Origin of the sequence: Streptomyces resistomycificus (assembly GCF_001514265.1) — a bacterium.
In the GTDB taxonomy this organism is placed as follows: Bacteria; Actinomycetota; Actinomycetes; order Streptomycetales; family Streptomycetaceae; genus Streptomyces; species Streptomyces resistomycificus.
The window spans coordinates 156,916-176,329 of sequence record NZ_KQ948996.1 but is presented as its reverse complement, the minus strand read 5'-3'; the positions used below and the strand labels follow the sequence as shown (position 1 = coordinate 176,329).

Annotated in this window: 14 protein-coding genes; 9 read left to right on the top strand and 5 right to left on the bottom strand. The window is 68.8% G+C overall.

Annotated features, from left to right (window positions below):
- Positions 1 to 139 precede the first annotated feature (139 nt).
- The 3 genes from AQJ84_RS26860 (at position 140) to AQJ84_RS26850 (ending at position 3,617) form a co-directional block, all read left to right on the top strand.
- A complete protein-coding gene (locus tag AQJ84_RS26860) occupies positions 140 to 511 on the top strand; it encodes a VOC family protein (RefSeq protein ID WP_030040642.1) in 372 nt (123 codons plus the stop codon).
- 410 nt (positions 512 to 921) lie between these two features.
- Entirely contained in the window at positions 922 to 1,926 is a 1,005-nt protein-coding gene (locus AQJ84_RS26855) for a TIGR03885 family FMN-dependent LLM class oxidoreductase (protein ID WP_030040643.1), read from the top strand.
- Complete coding sequence (locus AQJ84_RS26850) at positions 1,917 to 3,617, top strand: alpha-amylase family protein (RefSeq protein WP_053192649.1); 1,701 nt, start codon at positions 1,917 to 1,919, stop codon at positions 3,615 to 3,617. Before AQJ84_RS26855 ends, AQJ84_RS26850 begins: the two co-directional genes overlap by 10 nt.
- 273 nt (positions 3,618 to 3,890) lie before the next feature.
- Here the strand turns inward: AQJ84_RS26850 and AQJ84_RS26845 are convergent, their stop codons facing one another.
- A complete protein-coding gene (locus tag AQJ84_RS26845; RefSeq protein ID WP_030040645.1) occupies positions 3,891 to 4,319 on the bottom strand; it encodes a VOC family protein in 429 nt (142 codons plus the stop codon).
- On the opposite strand from AQJ84_RS26845, the gene AQJ84_RS42515 reads away from it, so the two are divergent.
- The 4 genes from AQJ84_RS42515 (at position 4,296) to AQJ84_RS26835 (ending at position 10,213) form a co-directional block, all read left to right on the top strand.
- Complete coding sequence (locus AQJ84_RS42515; RefSeq protein ID WP_198536384.1) at positions 4,296 to 4,769, top strand: N,N-dimethylformamidase beta subunit family domain-containing protein; 474 nt, start codon at positions 4,296 to 4,298, stop codon at positions 4,767 to 4,769. The genes AQJ84_RS26845 and AQJ84_RS42515 overlap by 24 nt on opposite strands.
- 488 nt (positions 4,770 to 5,257) lie before the next feature.
- Positions 5,258 to 6,301, top strand: coding sequence for a LacI family DNA-binding transcriptional regulator (locus AQJ84_RS26840; RefSeq protein WP_030040646.1), 1,044 nt, complete (start codon positions 5,258 to 5,260; stop codon positions 6,299 to 6,301).
- 275 nt (positions 6,302 to 6,576) lie between these two features.
- Positions 6,577 to 6,750, top strand: a complete 174-nt coding sequence (locus AQJ84_RS43180; RefSeq protein WP_157875010.1) for a glycoside hydrolase family 78 protein — start codon at positions 6,577 to 6,579, stop codon at positions 6,748 to 6,750.
- A gap of 295 nt (positions 6,751 to 7,045) precedes the next feature.
- Entirely contained in the window at positions 7,046 to 10,213 is a 3,168-nt protein-coding gene (locus AQJ84_RS26835; protein ID WP_198536385.1) for a family 78 glycoside hydrolase catalytic domain, read from the top strand.
- A 293-nt stretch (positions 10,214 to 10,506) separates the two neighbouring features.
- Here AQJ84_RS26835 and AQJ84_RS26830 read toward each other — a convergent pair whose 3' ends face one another.
- The gene (locus AQJ84_RS26830; RefSeq protein WP_030040650.1) at positions 10,507 to 12,891 is read right to left on the bottom strand and encodes a phosphoketolase family protein; all 2,385 of its coding nucleotides are present in this window, start codon (positions 12,889 to 12,891) and stop codon (positions 10,507 to 10,509) included.
- Positions 12,892 to 13,389: 498 nt separating this feature from the next.
- Between AQJ84_RS26830 and AQJ84_RS26825 the strand changes: the two genes are divergently transcribed.
- Both AQJ84_RS26825 and AQJ84_RS26820 read left to right on the top strand, forming a co-directional pair.
- On the top strand, positions 13,390 to 13,683 hold the full coding sequence (locus AQJ84_RS26825) for an ArsR/SmtB family transcription factor (RefSeq protein ID WP_030040651.1): 294 nt from the start codon (positions 13,390 to 13,392) through the stop codon (positions 13,681 to 13,683).
- Positions 13,680 to 14,066: a VOC family protein gene (locus tag AQJ84_RS26820; protein ID WP_030040652.1), complete on the top strand. Its 387-nt coding sequence runs from the start codon at positions 13,680 to 13,682 to the stop codon at positions 14,064 to 14,066. The genes AQJ84_RS26825 and AQJ84_RS26820 overlap by 4 nt, the downstream gene beginning before the upstream one ends.
- Positions 14,067 to 14,420: 354 nt before the next feature.
- Here AQJ84_RS26820 and AQJ84_RS26810 read toward each other — a convergent pair whose 3' ends face one another.
- The 3 genes from AQJ84_RS26810 to AQJ84_RS26800 form a co-directional block, all read right to left on the bottom strand.
- Positions 14,421 to 17,687: an RHS repeat-associated core domain-containing protein gene (locus AQJ84_RS26810; protein WP_053192651.1), complete on the bottom strand. Its 3,267-nt coding sequence runs from the start codon at positions 17,685 to 17,687 to the stop codon at positions 14,421 to 14,423.
- 182 nt (positions 17,688 to 17,869) lie between these two features.
- The gene (locus tag AQJ84_RS26805; protein ID WP_225877257.1) at positions 17,870 to 18,391 is read right to left on the bottom strand and encodes a hypothetical protein; all 522 of its coding nucleotides are present in this window, start codon (positions 18,389 to 18,391) and stop codon (positions 17,870 to 17,872) included.
- A gap of 550 nt (positions 18,392 to 18,941) precedes the next feature.
- The gene (locus AQJ84_RS26800; RefSeq protein ID WP_030040657.1) at positions 18,942 to 19,397 is read right to left on the bottom strand and encodes an ArsI/CadI family heavy metal resistance metalloenzyme; all 456 of its coding nucleotides are present in this window, start codon (positions 19,395 to 19,397) and stop codon (positions 18,942 to 18,944) included.
- Positions 19,398 to 19,414 lie beyond the last annotated feature (17 nt).

Below are 19,414 nucleotides of genomic sequence, written 5' to 3'. Positions count from 1 at the left end.
GTCACCCGCTGGGGCCTCCACCACCCCGTCCACGACCTGTTTCCCCTGCCGCGATCCCCGCATCAAGATCATTTCGCGTTCGAAGGCCTCTACCCGTTCCATGCTCCAGGCGTCCGGCCCTCGAACCTACGATGCCTGGATGCAGCCACACTTCACCGGTACCTCCCTGATCACCGATGACGTTCCGGCCCTCGCCGCGTTCTACGCCGCGGTCCTGGACGCAGATGTCGAAGGCGGCGCACCTTTCGCCCGGGTGCTCATCCCCGGTGCCGTGCTGTCGTTCGACTCCACTCAGGGAATGGAGTCGATGGTGCCGGGGGCGATGGCCGGCGCCGCGGGCGGAGGCTTCACTCTGGAGTTCCAGGTCACCGACGTGGACGCACGCCACGAACGGCTGTTGGCCCAGGGCATCGAGATCCTCAAGCCGCCGACAACGCAGCCGTGGGGGCGCCGATCGGTGTGGCTGCGTGACCCTGACGGCAACATCATCAACCTCTACCAGGAGGCATGACGCCGGGGCCGTCCCCAACCTCCGTGCGCCGTGCGGGAACTGCTCTCAGTCGGACACGGAGGTCCACGCGCTGTGCCGGGAACGGGAGAACCAGCGCGGGCGCCGTCCCGTAGGTGACCAGGGCGGGTTCGAAGACGTCCTGCCTCCAACGCCCTTGACCGGCATCCGAGTTCTGCTCGTGGCCGGTGAGAGCAGCGCGAACGAGACCCGCTCCGGGTGGAAGCCGGGGGCCGGACCGCTCGCGTACCGCCGAACCGCTCGCGTACCGCCGGACCTCCGGCCTCCCCGATCCCGTGCCGAGCCGTTCCCGATCGCCGCAAAGCACGTACGTACTTGACGGTGGCGGCCCCGGGCCGGTACTCGAAGGCGCGGAGCCCGGTGTGGGGCGATCCCGGGGGTATTCGCTCGTCATGACGGTTTATGGATTACACGCCTCGCACGAGCAGATACCGCCCGCGGATCTGCTCGACGCCGTGGTGCACGCGGAACGTGCGGGATTCACCGCCGCCATGTGCTCGGACCACTTCTCGCCGTGGAGCGTCCGCCAGGGGGAGTCCGGATTCGCCTGGTCGTGGCTCGGAGCCGCTCTCCAGGCCACCGACCGGGTGCCGTTCGGTGTGGTGAACGCACCTGGCCAGCGCTACCACCCCGCGATCATCGCTCAGGCGGTCGCCAGTCTCGCGTCCATGTATCCGGGCAGGTTCTGGGTGGCACTCGGCAGCGGCGAGGCCTCCAACGAGCACATCACCGGAGCACGCTGGCCCCGCAAGGACGTCCGCAACGCGCGGCTGCGTGAGTGCGTCGACGTCATCCGTGCCCTGCTGCACGGGGAGGAGGTCAGCCACGACGGGCTGGTGACCGTGGACCGGGCCCGGCTGTGGACCCTGCCACCGGCCGTGCCACCGCTGATCGGAGCCGCGTGCAGCACGGCCACCGCGGCCTGGTGCGCCGAGTGGGCGGACGGTCTGATCACGGTCAACGCCCCGCATGAACGGCTGCGCGAGATCGTCGGCGCGTACCGTGACGCGGGTGGCCGTGGGCCCATGCATCTTCAGGTGCACCTGAGCTGGGCGCCCGACGAGGACGAGGCCCTCGCGCTGGCGCACGACCAGTGGCGCACCAACGTCCACGCGCCCCCGGTCAGTTGGGACCTGGACTCGGCGGAGCTGTTCGACATCGTCAGTGAGGACGTCACGCCCGACCAGGTGGCGCGCACGGTCAACGTCTCGTCTGACCTCGGTCGGCACACCGCATGGCTTCAGGCGTATGCCGAACTCGGCTTCGACGCAGTGATGTTGCACCATGTCGGCCGTGAGCAAGGCCGGTTCATCGACGCGTTCGCGGCTGACGTACTACCTCGACTCGACGTCACCCGCCCGCTTCCCGCCTCGGCGAAGGAGTACCGATGCGTCTGACCCGTACGTCCGACCTGTGGTGGAAGAACGCGGTGGTGTACTGCCTGGACGTCGAGACGTACCAGGACGGCAACGGCGACGGGATCGGTGACTTCGCGGGCCTCACGCAGCGCATCGACCACCTGGTGCGCCTCGGCGTGACGTGCGTGTGGCTGATGCCCTTCTACCCGACGCGCGAGCGCGACGACGGATACGACATCACGGACTTCTACGGTGTCGACCCCCGCCTGGGAACCCTCGGCGACTTCACCGAGTTCGTGCGCACCGCCCGCGACCGCGGCATCCGCGTGATCGCTGACCTCGTCGTCAACCACACCTCCGAGGACCACCCCTGGTTCCGGGACGCCCGCTCCGGCCGGGACTCCGCCCACCGCGACTGGTACGTCTGGAAGGACGAGCCTCCCGAGGACGGCCCCCAGGGCGTCGTCTTCCCGGACGCGGAGGACAGTCTGTGGGAGTACGACGAGGGCAGCGGCCAGTACTACCTGCACCGCTTCTACAAGCAGCAGCCCGACCTGAACGTCGCCAACCCCGAGGTACGCGACGAGATCGCCCGCGTCATGGGGTTCTGGACGCAGCTCGGATTGTCCGGCTTCCGCGTCGACGCCGTACCGTTCCTGCTGGAGACGGACGGCCAGAAAGACGCCGGAGCGCTCCCGGACCCGCACGAGTACCTCGCCGACCTGCGTGCCTTCCTCGGCCGCCGCAATGGCGAGTCGGTGCTGCTCGGCGAGGTCAATCTGCCCTATGACGGCCTCGCCCGCTTCTTCGGCGACCCAGCCTCGGACCGCGGCGACGAGCTCACCATGTGCTTCGACTTCGTCGCGATGCAGCAGATGTACCTGTCGATGGCGCGCGAAGACGCGGGGCCACTGGCCGCCGCACTGCGGTCCCGTCCCGACGCCCCGCGGGACGCCCACTGGGCCACGTTCGTCCGCAATCACGACGAACTCACCCTCGACAAGCTGAGCGACGACGAACGCGCCGAGGTGTTCGCGTCGTTCGGACCGGACAAGGACATGCAGTTGTACGACCGCGGGCTGCGCCGGCGGCTGCCGCCCATGGTCGACGGTGACCGGCGCCGCGTCGAACTCGCCTACAGCCTCCTGTTCACCCTGCCAGGCACCCCCGTCCTCTTCTACGGCGAGGAAATCGGCATGGGAGAGAACCTGACCGTCGAGGGACGCCAGGCCGTGCGGACACCCATGCAGTGGACGCCGGAGACCGGCGCAGGATTCTCCACCGCCGGCCCGGAGGCCTATCCCAACCCGCTGGTCGACGGCGCGTTCGGACCGCAGAAGGTCAACGTGTACGAGCAGAGCCGCGACCCCGGCTCGCTGTTGAGCCGCATGCGGCTGTTCATCGAGCGCTACCGGGAGGCTCCCGAACTGGCGTGGGGTGACTACCGTCTCGTGGAGACCGGGGAGCGCCCCGTCCTGGCACACCTCGGTCGCACCACCGACGGGAGGGTCCTGGCCGTGCACAACTTCGCGGGTCGGCCGGTCACCGCACGGCTGAGGCTTCCCGAGGCCGGCCCTGGGGCAAGGCTGACGGATCTCCTGGACGAGGAACACATCGGTCTCACGGTGCCCGACGACGGGCTGCTCAGCATCGAACTGCCCGCCTATGGCTACCGGTGGCTGCGCGTGGGCACCCCGGCGGACGACCCGGAAAGGGTCGCCACCCACTGACACCGCGCCCGCGGGAGGACCTCCCACGTACGGCGTGACGAAAGGTGGGGAACTTCGCGTGGGAGAGGCCGGGTTGGACAGGGTCTTCACGCCCCTCCCACATGAACGTGACGGTGACGGGCTCGCCCACCGCCTCGGCCAGCCCGAGCACCCTCTCCACCTCATCGTTGATCGGGTATCCCGCCACTACATCGATCTGAATGCCCATGGTGCCCGAGGCTACTGGCCGCTTCCGACATGCCGCCCACAGCGTTTGCGCCTCGTGGACAATGCTCAGTCGATACAGAACTCGTTGCCCTCGATGTCCAGCATCGGGATGCACGAATCATTGCCGTCATACAGCGTTCGCACGTGTACCGCGCCGAGCGGGACGAGGCGTGCGCATTCGGCTTCGAGTGCGGCGAGGCGTTCTTCACCCACGAGTCCGGTGCCGACCCGCACGTCAAGATGCAGCCGGTTCTTGGCGGCCTTCCCTTCGGGGACGCGCTGGAAGTACAGTCGCGGACCCACACCTGAGGGATCGCTGCAGGCGAACCATGAATCCCGCTGCTCAGGTGGCTGCGAGCGCTGGAAATCGTCCCACGTGGCAAACCCCTCCGGTGGCGGCGGTACGACGTACCCCAACACCTCGCACCAGAAACGAGCCAGGCGCTCAGGTTCCGCGCAGTCGAAGGTGACTTGGAACTTCTTGATCGCTGCCATCGGCGCACCATACCAAGGGGACTCTGCCGCTCATTTCCCGCAGGTGGATCCGCCCGCAACCCCTCGCGCCCTGGGTCGACGCGACCACCCAGAGATGCTCCTCGGGGAGCGAAGGGTGTCGGCGAGAACGAGCTCCTGGGCCACTTCGGCATCATCGGCGGCGGCGCGGCCGGCGCCGAGATCGACTGCTGGAACCCGGCGCTCGGCTCGCCGCCCGGAACCCTGGCCCTGGCCACCTCCGGGCTCTTCTCCGGCAACTACCTGCTGGTGACCGAGGAGATCCTCGAGATGCTCCCGGGGATGGGCGGAACCGAGCAGCGGGCGGTCCGCTCGGACATGGTCTACTGCGCGCTGGAGGGCGGCGGCGGATTCTTCTCGGTGGGAGCCATCGCCTGGACCGGGCCGCTGTCCCACAACGGGTACGCAAGGCGCCACGACCAGCCTCGATGACCGCCCCGACCCAACCGGCGACTATGACCTTTGCAGACATCGTTCGCGACGCCCGCCAGGCGCTACCCGGTGCACGGCTGCACCGACGACTGTTTTGGCGCTACACGCTGGTCTGGCACCGGCACTAGGAGGTCGGCCTCACGGCTTGGGCTGGCGCCAAAGGCACCGCTCGGAAGGCCTTTGTGCTGTCAGTGGACCGACCAACCCTCCGGCGGACGACTTTCGAGGCAGAGAGGTGAACCGATGGCGATAGACGGTGGCTGCGCCCTCTGGTCCGCCATCGACCACCTTCTGACGCCCTGAACGGCCGGGCCGTGGTGCAGCCGCCCGTCGCGGGCCCTGTCGCGCGAGCGGCCCTCGTGTAACGTTCCACGAAGAGATGCCCCAAAGGTTGGAGCGAACAGACCGGAACCGTCAAGTCATCCGCGGGTAACGTTCCGGAAACGCCAACGGGGCGGGGCGGTGCATGACAGCGGAGGTGCGCACGAGTGCGACCGGCAAGCAGTTCGAAGAGGGCCACCATCACCGACGTCGCGCACAGCGCGGGGGTGTCCACCTCGGCGGTGTCGAAGGTGCTGCGCAACGCCTACGGGGTGAGCCCGGCGATGCGGGAGCGCGTGCAGACGGCCATGGACGAGCTGGGCTACCGTCCGCATGCCGCGGCCCGCGGCATGCGGGGCCGCACCTACACGATCGGCGTCCTCCTCGCGAGCATCCGCAACGCCTTCTACGCCGACCTCCTGGACGGTGTGAACGCTGCCCTGCGGGACACCGAGTACGCGCTGTTCCTCGGCTCCGGGGGTTCCTCCGAGAGGGAGGACCAGACCAGGCTGATCCACGCGATGGTGGACCGGCAGATGGACGGTCTGATCCTGATCGCGCCCACCGTCTCCCGCTCGGAGGTGGTGCACATCGCGGCCGAGGTGCCGACGGTGGTGGTCGGCCACCACGATCCCTCCCCGGCGTACGACTGCGTGGTCAACCAGGACGGGGTCGGCGTCGACCTGGTCGTCGACCACCTGGTCGCCCTCGGGCACCGGGACATGGCCCATCTGTCGCATCCGACGGTGCGCGGCACCCAGTGGGAGCAACGGCCCGAGCACCACGTCCGGGCCGCCTACCGCGCGGCGATGGCCCGGCACGGCCTGGCCGACCTGGCCCGGGTCGTGCACTCCGGGTACTCGGACGAGGGCGGCTACCGGGGTGCCATGGAACTGCTCACCTCCACGCGCCCGCCCACCGCGATCTTCGCCGGCGCGGACGTCGCCGCGACCGGCGTCTTCCGCGCCGCCGCCGAACTCGGCCTGCGCATCCCCGACGACCTCTCGCTCGCCGGATACAACAACACCTCGGTCGCCGCCCTCGCGCCGGTGAACCTGACCAGCGTCGACCAGGCGGGCGCCATGATGGGCGAGACCGCGGCCCGGCTACTGCTGGAGCGGATCGAGAAGCGGCGCGACCGCGCCGTCGTCATGGCGTCGACACCCCACCTCGTGGTGCGCGGCAGCACCGCACCGCCGCCCGCAGCCTGATCAGCCGACTCCCTCGCCGCAAGGCGTGCGACCTGTCCTGGGCGGGCGGACGTCGATCCCACGCGATGGACGCCACCAATTCACTCAGCTTCGCCTCTTGACGCGCCGGACATCTCCACCTCAGGGTTGAGTCGTTTCAAGCGTAGAACGTTGCACACGACGAGAAGCGAGGCGGCCGTCATGGGCCTTGAGCGTCCGGAACCCAACACCACGGCGTTTCCGTCCGGTTCGAGCATCGGGAGGACGCGCTCGGCGTCGGTACGCCCGAACACCGCTTGTCGTGTCAGGTCCGCACCGACGACCCCGCCTGGCGGCAGACGTCGCACGAGGTGGAACTGGACGGCGATGAGACGGCACATGTCGACTCCGCCGAGCGGGGGCTGGTGCCGTGGCCCTTCGCGCCCCTGATCTCGCACAGCGGGGCGAGCGTCCGGATCCGGGTGGCGTGACCCGCGGACGGCCGCCCCACCGCGTGGGGCGGCCGTCGCCTCGGGAACGCTCTGGAGACCCTGCTGAGCGGTCCGACGGACTGACCTCCGCCCCGCACATGGTGTTTCGCGGCGACACCAACCGCTGACACATACGGCCTGAAACGATTCATAGGAGGATGCCATGCGCCGTAAACGCTCGCTTCTGTTCGTACTCCTGAGGGGCTTTGTCGTATTCGCCGTGATCGGGGGCACCACGGCGGTCCTGCCTGCTTCCGTGTCCCCTGCCGCTGCCCCTACCGCGACGGCTTCGGACGTGCCGTTCTCCGTGAGGGCGTTGACCACCAACGGCCGGGTGAACCCCCTGGGCATCGGTGGTGAGGACCCGGTCTTCGGCTGGCAGTCGGCGTCGGACCGCCGGGCGACCTCCCAGAAGGCATACGAGATCCAGGTCGGACGCACGCCGGGATCCGCCGACGTGTGGTCGTCCGGCAAGGTGGCGTCCGACCGCCAGGTCGGCGTCCGGTACGGCGGTCCTGACCTGGAGCCGGCCACCCGCTACCACTGGCGCGTACGGGCCTGGGACGACAGGAAGACCGCGAGCCCGTGGAGCGCGCACGCGTACTTCGAGACGGGCCTGCTGGACTCCGGCGACTGGGACGGCGCCCAGTGGATCACTCGGCCCGAGGCCGCGAGTGAGCTGGACCAGTGGACCGACTACACCGCCACGGTCGAGTTCAAGATCGACAGCGCTGCCCTCGGCATGTTCCTGCGAGCCTCCGACGCGAGCAACGGTTACATGTGGCAGTTCAGCGTCACGGGATCGACCCCGATGCTGAGACTGCACAAGCAGGTCAAGGGCAACTACAGCGTGGTGAAGCAGGTGGACCTCGCGCCCTACGGCTTCACCAACGCCAGTCTCCTCGCCGCCCGGCACACCGTCCGCTACGACGTGGTGGGCACCACCATAAAAACGACCCTGGACGGCAAGCTGGTCGACACCTTCACCGACGCCACGTTCAGCAAGGGCTACATCGGCTTCCGCACCCACGGATGCTGCGGCGAACGGGGAACCGTCTACGACGCCGTCGTGACCAGCCCCGACGACGGCACTCTGCTCGACACCGACTTCGCTTCCGACCAGAACCCGTTCACCGGCGGTGAGATCGTCGACTCCGCCCTCGTGGTGTCCGGCACCACGGACGCCCTCTACGGGCCCCCGGCCCGGCCGCTGCCGCTGCTTCGCAAGGGCTTCGTGACCAGGACGGGCAAGAAGGTCGCCTCCGCGCGCATCTACGCGTCGGCGCTCGGCGTCTACGAGCTGGAGGTGAACGGCAAGCCGGTCGGCGACCAGGTGCTCGCTCCGGGCTGGACGAACTACCACAAGCGCATCCAGTCCCAGACCTACGACGTGACGAAGCTGCTCGACAGCGGCGACAACGCGATCGGCGCATCCCTGGCGACCGGTTGGTGGGCCGGCAAGGTCGGACTCGGCTGGAGCCGCCAGTACGGGGACGCCCCCGCTCTCGTCGCGAAGATGCGCATCACCTACACCGACGGCTCGGTCCAGTGGATCGCCACGGACGGTTCGTGGAAGGCGGCCAATGGGCCCTACGTAAAGGCCGACCTGCAGGACGGCGAGACCTATGACGCCGGCCTGATGCCCTCGGGCTGGAGCCGGCCCGGCTTCGACGACGCGAAGTGGGAGCCCGCCGCGAGCCTGGAGTCCCGGACCGCTCTCCTGGTCCCGCAGAGCGACGAGCCGGTGCGCAGGACCCAGGTGCTCAAGGCCCGCAAGATGACCGAGCCCACCGCCGGGACCTACGTCTACGACCTCGGTCAGAACATGGTCGGTGTGTCCCGGCTGACCCTCACCGGCTCCGCCGGCCAGACGGTCAAGATCCGCTACGCGGAGGTGCTCAACAAGAACGGCACCCTCTACACCGACAACTTCCGCACCGCCGGGGTCACCGACCGCTACGTCTTCGCCGAGACCGGAACGGTGACCTACGAGCCCACCTTCACCCAGCACGGGTTCCGCTACATCGAGATCACCGGGGTGAGCGAGCCTCCCGCGCTCGGGGACGTCAGGGGCGTCGTGTGGGGATCCGACCTCCCGTCCACCGGCACGCTGAAGACCTCGGACACCATGCTGAACCAGCTGGTGAGCAACATCTCCTGGAGCCAGCGGGGCAACTTCCTCTCCATCCCCACCGACACCCCCGCCCGCGACGAACGCCTGGGATGGACGGGAGACATCAGCCTGTTCGCGCCCACGGCCAACTACCTGGTCGACACCCGCGCGTTCCTCTCCCACTGGATGGCGGACGTCCGCAACTCCCAGTACGCCAACGGTGACCTGCCCGCGGTCGTCCCGACCCCGCAGGGCCAGTTCGGTGACAGCGGTGTCGGCTGGTCCGATGTGATGATCACCGTGCCGTACTCCGTGTGGCGCTCCTACGACGACACCAGCATCCTTCGGGAGAACTACCCCGCCATGCAGAAGTTCTTCCAGTTCGTGCGCGACAGCGCGGGACCGGACCTTCTCGAGCCCGGCCGCACCACGTTCTTCACCAACGACTGGCTGCACCTGAACGACCCGACCGAGCAGGGCATCCTGGGCACGGCCTACTACGCCGAGAACGCCCGCATGATGGCGGAGACGGCCAGGGCCCTCGGCGACGAAGCGGCGGCGTCCGACTACGGCAGGCTCTCCGCCGACATCCGCGACGCCTTCACCAAGGCCTATGTCGCAGCCGACGGCACCGTCAAGGGCAACTCGCAGACCGGGTACGCGATGGCCCTCGGCATGGACCTCGTCTCGGACCCGGCACTGATCGAGAAGGTCGGCGAGAAGTTCGTGGCCAAACTGGCGCTCACCGACTACCACCTGCGGACCGGTTTCATCGGCACACCGCTGCTGCTGCCCGCCCTGAGCAGGATCGGCCGGGACGACCTCGCCTACAAGATGCTGCTGCACAAGGACTACCCGTCCTGGGGCTACGAGGTCGCCAGCGGTGCCACCACCATGTGGGAACGCTGGAACTCGATCATGCCCAACGGCGACTTCGGCCCGGTCGACATGAACTCCTTCAACCACTACGCCTACGGCGCCGTGGGTGACTGGATGTTCCAGAACATCGGCGGCCTCTCAGCGATCGAACCCGGCTACAAGCGCTCCCGGATCGCGCCGACGCCCGGCGGAAACCTGACCCAGGGCTCCGGAAGCCTCAAGACCGTCTACGGCCTTCTCTCCTCGAAGTGGAGCACCCGCAACGGCGCGCTCGACCTGGAGGTGACGGTGCCGGTCAACACCGTCGCGGAGGTTCACGTGCCGTCGAAGACCCGTGGGGCGGTCACCGAGGGCGGCCGACCGACCGTCGCCGCCAAGGGAGTCCGCTTCCTTCGGATGGAGAACGGAGCTGCCGTGTTCGAGGTCGGGTCGGGCTCCTACCGCTTCGGCGTCCGCACCGACCTCGACTAGCGGTCTTCAGCCGCGATCGAGCAGGGGGTGGCTGCCGCCACGGACGGCAGCCACCTCGGTGGCCCACGGTGGCTCCGCGGATGCGAGCTCCCACTCCCCCGCTGCCACGAACGCTGCAGTGCGCACCGACAGTTCGCGACCCACCGACAGTGGAATTCCGGGCACACCGGACCGCGTAGGCCGACTGGAGCGTCACCCCGCTCCGGCGGTGTTGCCCGGTCGCGGCGGTGGCTTCCGAGGTGTGACGCTCAGGTGCCCGGTGACTTCCTCCGCGCCTTCGTCGAAGAGCCAGTTCAGCCGTCCCAGGCCCAGTCGGCGACTTCGGGCAGGTCGGTGCCGTGCTCTCGGATCCAGGCATGGTGGCGCAGCCGGGCGTCCTCCATCCGCTGGCGTACGGCGGCGGCGCGCACGGCGAGGCCGGGGACGCGGTCGATGACGTCCATGACCAGGCGGTAGCGGTCGAGGTCGTTGCGGACCACCATGTCGAACGGGGTGGTCGTGGTACCGATCTCCTTGTAGCCGCGCACGTGCAGGTTCCCGTGGCCTCTGCGACGGTAGGCGAGGCGGTGGATCAGCCACGGGTAGCCGTGGTAGGCGAAGACCACCGGCTTGTCCGGTGTGAACAGGCCGTCGTACTCGAAGTCGTTCATGCCGTGCGGGTGTTCCTCGCTCGGCAGCAGCCGGGCGATGTCGACGACGTTGACGACACGGACCGCGAGCTCCGGCAGGTGCCGGCGCAGCAACTGCGCGGCCGCCAGCACCTCCTGGGTGGGGACGTCGCCAGCGCAGGCCAGGACGACGTCCGGCTCCCGCCCGCCGTTCTCGGTTCCCGCCCAGTCCCAGATGCCGGCGCCGCGGGCGCAGTGGGCGCGGGCCTGGTCCATGGACAGCCAGTCGTAGCAGGGCTGTTTGCCCGCCACGATGACGTTGACGTAGTCCCGGCTGCGCAGCGCGTGGTCCGCCACCGACAGCAGTGTGTTGGCGTCCGGCGGCAGGTAGACCCGTACCGCTTCGGGGCTCTTGTTCAGGATGTGGTCGACGAACCCGGGGTCCTGGTGGGAGAAGCCGTTGTGGTCCTGACGCCACACATGGGAGGTGAGCAGGTAGTTGAGGGAGGCGATCGGGGCCCGCCAGGGCAGTCGGCGGGTGACACGCAGCCACTTGATGTGCTGGTTGACCATGGAGTCGACGATGTGCGCGAAAGCCTCGTAGCAGGAGAACAGACCGTGCCGCCCGGTGAGGAGGTAGCCCTCCAGCCAGCCCTGGCAGGTGTGTTCGGAGAGGATCTCCATCACCCGGCCGTGCCGGTCGAGGTCTTCGTCCACCGGAAGGGTCTGCGCCTGCCAGGCCTTGCCGCTTGCCGCGTAGACGGCCTGAAGCCGGTTGGAGGCGGTCTCGTCGGGGCCGACCAGACGGAAGTCGCGGTGGTCGGCCGTGCCGCGCATGACGTCTTCGAGCAGATCGCCCAGGACGCGGGTCGGTTCGTGCATCGTCGCGCCGGGTTTGTCGACGCTGACGGCGTAGCGCTCCAGCGGGGGGAGAGGCAGCTCGCGCAGCAGCAGACCGCCGTTGGCGTGCGGGGTGGCGCCGAGGCGCCGGGGGCCCTCGGGGACGCAGGCGAGCACCTGCTCGCGCGGGCCGCCCTGGTCGTCGAAGAGTTCTTCGGGCCGGTACGAGCGCAGCCAAGTCTCCAGCGCGCGCAGGTGTTCCGCGTTGTCGCGTACGGCCGACAGCGGGACCTGGTGGGAGCGCCACGTGCCCTCCACGGGCAGTCCGTCTACCTCCGCGGGCCCCGTCCAGCCCTTGGGGGTGCGCAACACGATCACCGGCCATGAGGGACGTTCGGTGACGCCGGCCTCGCGGGCACCGCGCTGGACGCGTGCGATGCGGTCCAGCGCGTCGTCCATCGCGGCGGCCATCGCCCGGTGTACGGCCGTCGGCTCGTCGCCGGTGACATGGATCGGGTCGTGCCCGTAGCCCTTGAGAAGGTCGTCCAGCTCCCGTTCGGGGATCCGGGACAGTACGGACGGGTTGGCGATCTTGTAGCCGTTGAGGTGGAGGATCGGCAGCACCGCCCCGTCGTGGACGGGGTCGAGGAACTTGTTGGAGTGCCAGGAGGCGGCCAGCGGTCCGGTCTCCGCCTCGCCGTCGCCGATCACACAGGCGACCAGCAGGTCGGGGTTGTCCAGGGCGGCCCCGTACGCGTGCGACAGGGAGTAACCCAGCTCGCCGCCCTCGTGGATGGAGCCTGGCGTCTCCGGGGCCACATGGCTGGGCACGCCGCCGGGGAAGGAGAACTGCCTGAACAGCCGGGCCATCCCCGTCGCGTCGCGGCTCACGTTCGGATACGTCTCGCTGTAGCTCCCCTCCAGCCAGGAGTTGGCGAGTACGGCGGGCCCGCCGTGCCCGGGGCCCCAGATGCACAGGGCGTCCTGGCCTCGGGCCTTGATGACGCGGTTGAGGTGGGTGTGGACGAGGTTCAGTCCCGGGGACGTACCCCAGTGGCCGAGCAGTCGCGGTTTGACGTGCTCCGGGCGCAGGGGCTCGGCCAGCAGGGGGTTCCCCATCAGGTAGATCTGACCGACGGACAGGTAGTTCGCGGCGCGCCAGTGGGCGTCCAGAGTGCTCAGCTCGTCGTCGGTGAGCTGGGTGGACGACCGCTGCGTGTCGACGGACATGGGCGTTCCTTCCGGGTCGGAGTGTCGGACGGAGGCACGTGCGGGTCCGCACCACCTCACCCTTCGTCCGGTGCCCGGGTGCCCGACAGAGCCGTTCGGGCCACACTTCTGGTCGGGCTGTCCCCTGTCCGGCGGACACCACCACGACGGGCAGACGAGACGAGAGCCGCACCGGGGGTCCGGTCTCGGTGCCGGGAGCGGCCACCGCCCCACATCGTGTGTCCGCCACCGAGCAGAGGAGCGCCGGCAAGCGGGCCATCGATTCTGCTCCTGGGGCAAGGACCCCGGCCGCCCGGCCGAGGTCCCGCCTACGTCCGCGCGTCCGGCGCCCGGCCGGCCGTCTCGCCGTTCCGGTCTGCATGGGTTTCGGGGGGCAGGCGCGTAGCACCAGGACGTCTGTATGCAACTCGTCGTGGTGGATGTCCAGACCGGCCCACTGCGCGGCAGCGGCGAGCAGGCGACTTGATAGGCAAGTCACCACTTGCCTATCCTCTGGTCATGGCGCAGGATGTGTTCAAGGCACTGGCCGACCCCACCCGTCGGCGCATCCTTGACGAGCTGGTGGAACGGGACGGCCAGACGCTGTTCGAGATCTGCGCACGGCTGGTGACCAAGCACGGTCTGGGACTGTCCCGCCAGGCGATCAGCCAGCACCTGGCCGTCCTCGAATCCGCGGGTCTCGTCGTCGTGCGGCGCCAGGGCCGCTACAAGTTCCACGACCTGGACACCGAACCCCTTGAGCGCATCGCGACCCGGTGGCTCAGGCCCGATGCACGGGAGGGCACCCCATGAAGATCCACCTGTCCAGCGTCTTCGTCGATGACCAGGACAAGGCCCTGCGCTTCTACACCGACGTGCTGGGTTTCACGAAGAAGCACGACGTCCCGGTGGGTACGGACCGGTGGCTGACCGTGGTCTCACCGGAGGAGCCCGACGGGACCGAACTGCTGCTGGAGCCCTCCGGTCATCCCGCGGTGCAGCCGTACAAGGCGGCGCTGGTCCAGGATGGCATCCCGGCCACCGCCTTCGCCGTGGACGACGTGCACGCGGAGTTCGACCGGCTGCGCGGGCTCGGGGTGCGCTTCACCCAGGAGCCGCTGGAGATGGGCACGGTCACCACGGCGGTGCTCGACGACACCTGCGGCAACCTGATCCAGATCGTGCACAGCGAGTAAGCGCCTCACCGCCCTCGCGGCCGACGCCGGACCGCCCTCCCCGCGTCGTCGGGGAGGGCGATCTCGTGGGCGGGGCTAGGGCCGACTGCGCTTCATCGCCTTGAGGGCATAGGCTCCTCCGCCCCACAGAAGCACGAAGAAGGCGAGCACCCCCCACCCTCGCGCGTTCCCGCTGGCGATGAGGAAGATGGAGAGTGCCACCCCCAGAGCGCAGAAGAAGGTAGCGAACTGCCACCAGCGTTTCACTCCAGCTTGTTGCTCACCGGTCCACCCCAGAGGCATGTCGGCTCCCTCTCTTCTGTGTCTCGTGCGTGTGTCGCTGTTCGTCTCTTCTGTCGGCCTTGAATCCGTGCGTCAGCCTCCGACCAGGTTGCCGACCGCTGTGCTGGCCCCCCACGACGCCGACCAGCACACGGCCTGCCCGTACACGGCTGATGCGCCGGCGGTCGCCGGGGCTCCCCCGATCATGATGGCTTCGCACACGGCGAGAGTCGCGGCTCCGGCCACGAATCCCGCCACGTCGCCCCAGAGCGCACGCGTATCCCCCTGAGCCAGGTGGATGAAGCCCTGCGTCGCGTCCCCCGCCATTCCCAGCCAGTCGAGAGCGCCGAGCCCCGAGGGGTCCGTGTGGTTCACGGGGTCGCCCGTGGCGTACAGGTAGGGGTTCTGCTCCTGACCGGAAGGGTCGGGCTGGTTGAAGCGGCCGATCCGGGGGTCGTAGAAGCGGGCGCCCATCTTGTACAGCCCCGACGGGTCGAGGTAGGCACTGGTGTAGCGGAAGGGCTGCTGCGTCCCGCTGTCGGTGCGCGGCTCACCGTACGGGCCGTAGGAGTAGGTGGCGGTGCGCTTGCCCGAGGCGTCGACCAGGCCGATGACGGAGCCCTGGGCATCCGTCAGGTAGTATTGGCCGGCACCCCCGTTTCTCATGCCCACCAGGGTGCCCGACGGCTCGCGGACGAAACCGGTGCCCGCCCCGGACACGGTCTGACCGGTCAGCCCGACGGCCGCGTTGATGAAGGCGGCGTTGCCGCGGGTCAGACGGTCGGTGTTGTCCACGCCGGCGTAGGTCTGGCTGGTGGTGGTGCCGGACTGGGTGTAGGAGCCGAGCTGGGTGAACGGCGTCCACGTCCCGTTCGTGCGACGGCCGTTGGGGCTGGCGGCGGCGGTCTCGTTGCCGGCGCCGTCGTAGGTGAAGCCGGAGTCGGCGTCGTAGGCGGTCAGTTCACCGGCGTCGTTGTAGCTGTAGGTGTGCTGGGCGTCCGCGCAGGTGGACGGGAGGCTGGTGCCGGTGGAGGCCGCGGTGCGGTTGCCGGCCTTGTCGTAGCAGTAGGACCAACCGGCCGTCGTGGAGCCGTCCTTGGTCTCCACCGCCTTGGTCAGGCGGCCGGCGCTGTCGTAGGTGTAGACGGTGGCGGCACCGTCGGCGGTGCGCTTGCGGACCTTGTCGGTGTCCTGGCCGCCGCTGCTGTAGTCGTAGGAGATCGACGACAGCGTTGTCGTCCCGGATTTCACCTCGATCTTCGTCGGGCGGCTGGAGTCGTCGGGTGTGACGGTCTGGGTGGTGCCACCGGGGAAGATCGTCTTGGTGCGCTCGCCGTCGTTGTTGTACTCGAACGTCGTCTTGGCGCCGTCGGGTTCGGTGACGGAGGTCAGTTGGTTGGCGTCGTCGTAGCCGTAGGTGACGGTGCCGCCCGAGTCGGTGGCGGTCGCCACGTTGCCGGCCGGATCGTAGGTGATCGACGTCGTCGCGGTGCCGGGCAGGGTGCGGACACGTTCGCGGTTCTGCTCGTCGTAGGTGAACGTCGACGTTCCGGTCGGGGTGGTGCGGGTCCTCAGATTGCCGTCGGCGTCGTAGGTGAAGGTGGCGGTGGCGCTGCCGGCGGTCTGGGTCCTGACGCGGTCGCGGTTGTCGTAGGTGTAGGTGGTGGTGACGCCGCGGCCGTCGGTGACCGTCTTCTGCCGGCCCAGATCGTCGTATGTGTACGTGGTGGGCTTGACCGGGGCGGGCGGGGTGACCTTGGTCAGGTTCCCCTTGGGGTCGTACTCGTAGGTGGTCTTCTTCTCACGCGGGTCGGTGGCTGTGCAGCGCTGGCCGGGCAGACCGCCGCATTTCATCGTCCCGGTCTCGGGGTTGTAGGTGTAGGTCCACTTGGCGGCGGTGCCGCCGGAGGTGGCGTCCTCCGAGGTGAGCAGGTTGCCCGAGGTGTCGTAGTTGTTTGCGGTCTTCTCCGCCGAGGCGGAGGTGAGCGTCTCGGGGAAGTAACCGCTGCCCTTCTTCACCCAGGTGGCGGTGGCCTGCGCGCCGGTGGGGATGGTCACGCTGGTGGGGTTGAAGGCCGAGTCGTACTTGTAGCTGGTGATGTTGCCGTCGTCCGGAGCCGTGCCCATGGCGTCCGTGGCGGTGGCGATGTCGTTGTCCGGACCCCACGACTTGGAGCGAGTGTGACCGAGGGGGTCCTCGGTCCTCTTGGTGCGCCAGTAGCCGTCCACGGTCTTGAGGGTGTTCTTCCCGCGCGGGTCGGTGATCCGTACGGTGCCCTCCGTCTCGGTGTTGTCCTGGCCCAGCAGCCAGCGGAAGGCGGTGGTGTTGCCGGCACCGGTGGCGTTGTCGATCACGCGCGTCAGGGAGGCCACCTTGGTGCTGTCCCAGGTGAAGGCGGTCTGGCGGCCTTCGGAGGTCGTGATCTTCGACAGGCGCTGGGAGGAGTCGTAGTCGAAGGTGGTGGTCTTGCCGTCGGTGTCCGTGAAGGACCTGATCAGGTCGCCGGTGTAGGTGTAGCTCACCGAGCGGCCGGTGCTGTCGGCGACCTTGGTGATGTGGGTGCCGTCGTTGGTGAACGTCAGCGTCCGACCGGACGCGGCGGTGACCTTCGCGGCGAAGGCCCCGGAGTAGGTGATCGTGGTGACGTTGCCGTTCTTGTCCTCCACCTTCGACACCCGCGCGTCACCGGTCGTGCCGGAGCGGGTGAACGTGGTCTTCTCCCCCGTACGACGGCTGGTGAGGGTGAAGGACTTCTTGTCGTCCGCCTCCGTGAGGTCCTGCTTGTAGCCCTTGGCGGGAGTGAAGCCTGCCCCGTCCCGGGCGAAGACGGCCATCGTGCCGCTCGGGCCCCTGACCACGACCGCGTCCGTGGCGGCCTCGACGACCCGGTAGTCGGCGCCCGTGGTGGTGTTCCAGCCCGCCTTGTTGAGACTGTTGAAGGTGTTGCCCCAGGACAGGCCCGGTCCCGCGTCGGCGATGTCGAAACCCTGGACGGTGACCAGCAGGTTGCCGTTGCCGTAGTTGACCTGTGCGCTGACGGCGTCGGACAGCTGGGCCGTGTAGAACTCCGACCACGGCACCTGTCCGACGCCCACGGGCACGACGCCCGTCGCGGCCTCGGCCGACTTCACCAACGGGCCGCGCAGGTCGGCGGCCTTGACGGGCGTGCTGGCCGGGGCCTTCGTCACGCCCACGGGCGTAGGTGTGACCTTGGCTGCGGCCGCCGACGGGGCCCCGGCGCGTGTGTCGCCGACCGGCTGGGCGGCTGACGGGAGGGCGGCAGTGAGGGTGGCGGTCGCGGTGGCGGCGGCCACGATCGACAGCGGCAGCCACCGTCTGCGTCGCCGTAACGCGGGCATGCGAGGATTCACGGGGTTCTCTCCGATGCTCGAGACAGCTGATGTGAGCAGGGCCCCACCGGGTGGCACCCGTGCCGGGGTGCCACCCTCTGCCCTGCGTAGGTGCGATGGTCCGGACGGGTGCGGCGCACACCGGCGGAGCCACTCGTGCTGATACCGGGCTCAGTCGTGCTGAAGGGTTGTCAGCAGCGTTTCTCGGTGCGGACCTCGTTGCTGGGCTCGTCGGTGATGGCGATCAGGCCGTAGCCCGAGGTGCACTCGCCGACGGTGTTGGCGGCGTTGCCCCAGAACTCCTGGCCGTGGGTGTCGAAGACCGTCCGCGTGCCCACCAGGGAGTCGCGGTCATAGGACCACACACCGACCGTCAGATCGAAGTTGATGTTCTTGTCCAGGAAGGACTTCCACACCCAGAGGTAGCCGTAGTTCTCGTCGCAGCCCGGCGAGTAGAACTGCTTCACCGAGGCGATCGTCTCGGTGTTCCGGTTGATGTAGGACGTCGTGCCGATCTGGTAGGCGTCCGAGCACACCCCGGCCGCCTGCGCCGCCGAACTGGAGGGGTTGCCGACCTCCGTGCCGACCGAGCCGGCTGCCGCACTCGGTCCGCTCGGCTTCGGCCCCGTACCCGCCGACGCCACCCCCGTTCCCAGCAGCGACAAGGCCGTACCCGCCACCGTCGCCGCGATCGTCATACGCGCACGTCTCACGTGCGTCCCCCTCTGCGAGAAAACGCGCAGCCCCCGACCACCCACACGAGCAAGCAGGCAGCTCACGCGGAATGAAGGCGCATCGATCGATGCGCCTTCACATCCTCACCACCACCCCGGACGGAACGAAGAATTCCATGGACGGAACACACGCCGTAGCCCATGTGACACTGAGTCAACTCACGGAGTTTCAGCCAGGTTTCCTGTGTTACTGAGCCAGATGGCGCCGCAATCGGCAGCAGTCAAGGACTCCTGCCACAGTAGCCACACTTTCCACACTCCCCCGGCCTGATGTGACAACCACGACAGGCATGCCCACGTCATCGGCGGGCACTCGAATCTGTTTTCACGCCGGAGTCGACCTGCCGAGGCGGATCGGCTGGTGTGGCCCTTGGAGGCGAACTCCGCAAGCGGGTCGAGCCACGATGCGCTCCGGTCGCACCGAGCACCGTCCGGCGGAGCACGGCGCGGGGCCGTGACCAGTCCCCTGTTCTGGTCACGGCCCCGCGCCGTCGGCGTTGAGGTGGGTATGGGTCATAGGCAGGTCAGGTCAGCAGCAACCGCCCGCCACGGCCGGTTCCTTCGTCTCGGGTTCGACTGTGGCGCAGCATGTGCTGTCCTGCTGCTTGGCCAGGGTGTCGGCGTCGGCCTTGACGACGTAGACCTCCCAGGGCTCCTGGCCGGGGCCGTGGACCCAGACCTTGTCCTGGAGCGCGTAGCAGCAGGTGGTGTCGTTCTCCGCGTCGGTGGCAAGTCCTGCCTCGCTGAGGCGGGTGGTGGCGGCGTGGACGTCCTCGGTCGTCCCGACCTCGACGCCGAGGTGGTCCATGCGGGTCGCCTCGCCTGCGGTGCCTTCGATCAGAACGAGCTTGAGCGGAGGCTCGGCGATGGCGAAGTTGGCGTAGCCGGGGCGGAGTTTGGCGGGCTCGGCGCCGAACAGCTTGCTGTAGAAGGCGACGGACGCGTCGAGGTCGGGGACGCGCAGGGCGAGCTGTACGCGGGACATGGTGAACCTCCGTTGAT

What these genes read in the sequence shown, in the direction of transcription:
- AQJ84_RS26855 (WP_030040643.1), top strand. Translation starts at nt 922, where the DNA reads ATGACGGTTTATGGATTACACGCCTCGCACGAGCAGATACCGCCCGCG.
- AQJ84_RS26810 (WP_053192651.1), bottom strand. Translation starts at nt 17,687, where the DNA reads ATGCCCGCGTTACGGCGACGCAGACGGTGGCTGCCGCTGTCGATCGTG.
- AQJ84_RS26820 (WP_030040652.1), top strand. Translation starts at nt 13,680, where the DNA reads ATGAAGATCCACCTGTCCAGCGTCTTCGTCGATGACCAGGACAAGGCC.
- AQJ84_RS26845 (WP_030040645.1), bottom strand. Translation starts at nt 4,319, where the DNA reads ATGGCAGCGATCAAGAAGTTCCAAGTCACCTTCGACTGCGCGGAACCT.
- AQJ84_RS26800 (WP_030040657.1), bottom strand. Translation starts at nt 19,397, where the DNA reads ATGTCCCGCGTACAGCTCGCCCTGCGCGTCCCCGACCTCGACGCGTCC.
- AQJ84_RS26860 (WP_030040642.1), top strand. Translation starts at nt 140, where the DNA reads ATGCAGCCACACTTCACCGGTACCTCCCTGATCACCGATGACGTTCCG.
- AQJ84_RS26850 (WP_053192649.1), top strand. Translation starts at nt 1,917, where the DNA reads ATGCGTCTGACCCGTACGTCCGACCTGTGGTGGAAGAACGCGGTGGTG.
- AQJ84_RS26825 (WP_030040651.1), top strand. Translation starts at nt 13,390, where the DNA reads ATGGCGCAGGATGTGTTCAAGGCACTGGCCGACCCCACCCGTCGGCGC.
- AQJ84_RS26830 (WP_030040650.1), bottom strand. Translation starts at nt 12,891, where the DNA reads ATGTCCGTCGACACGCAGCGGTCGTCCACCCAGCTCACCGACGACGAG.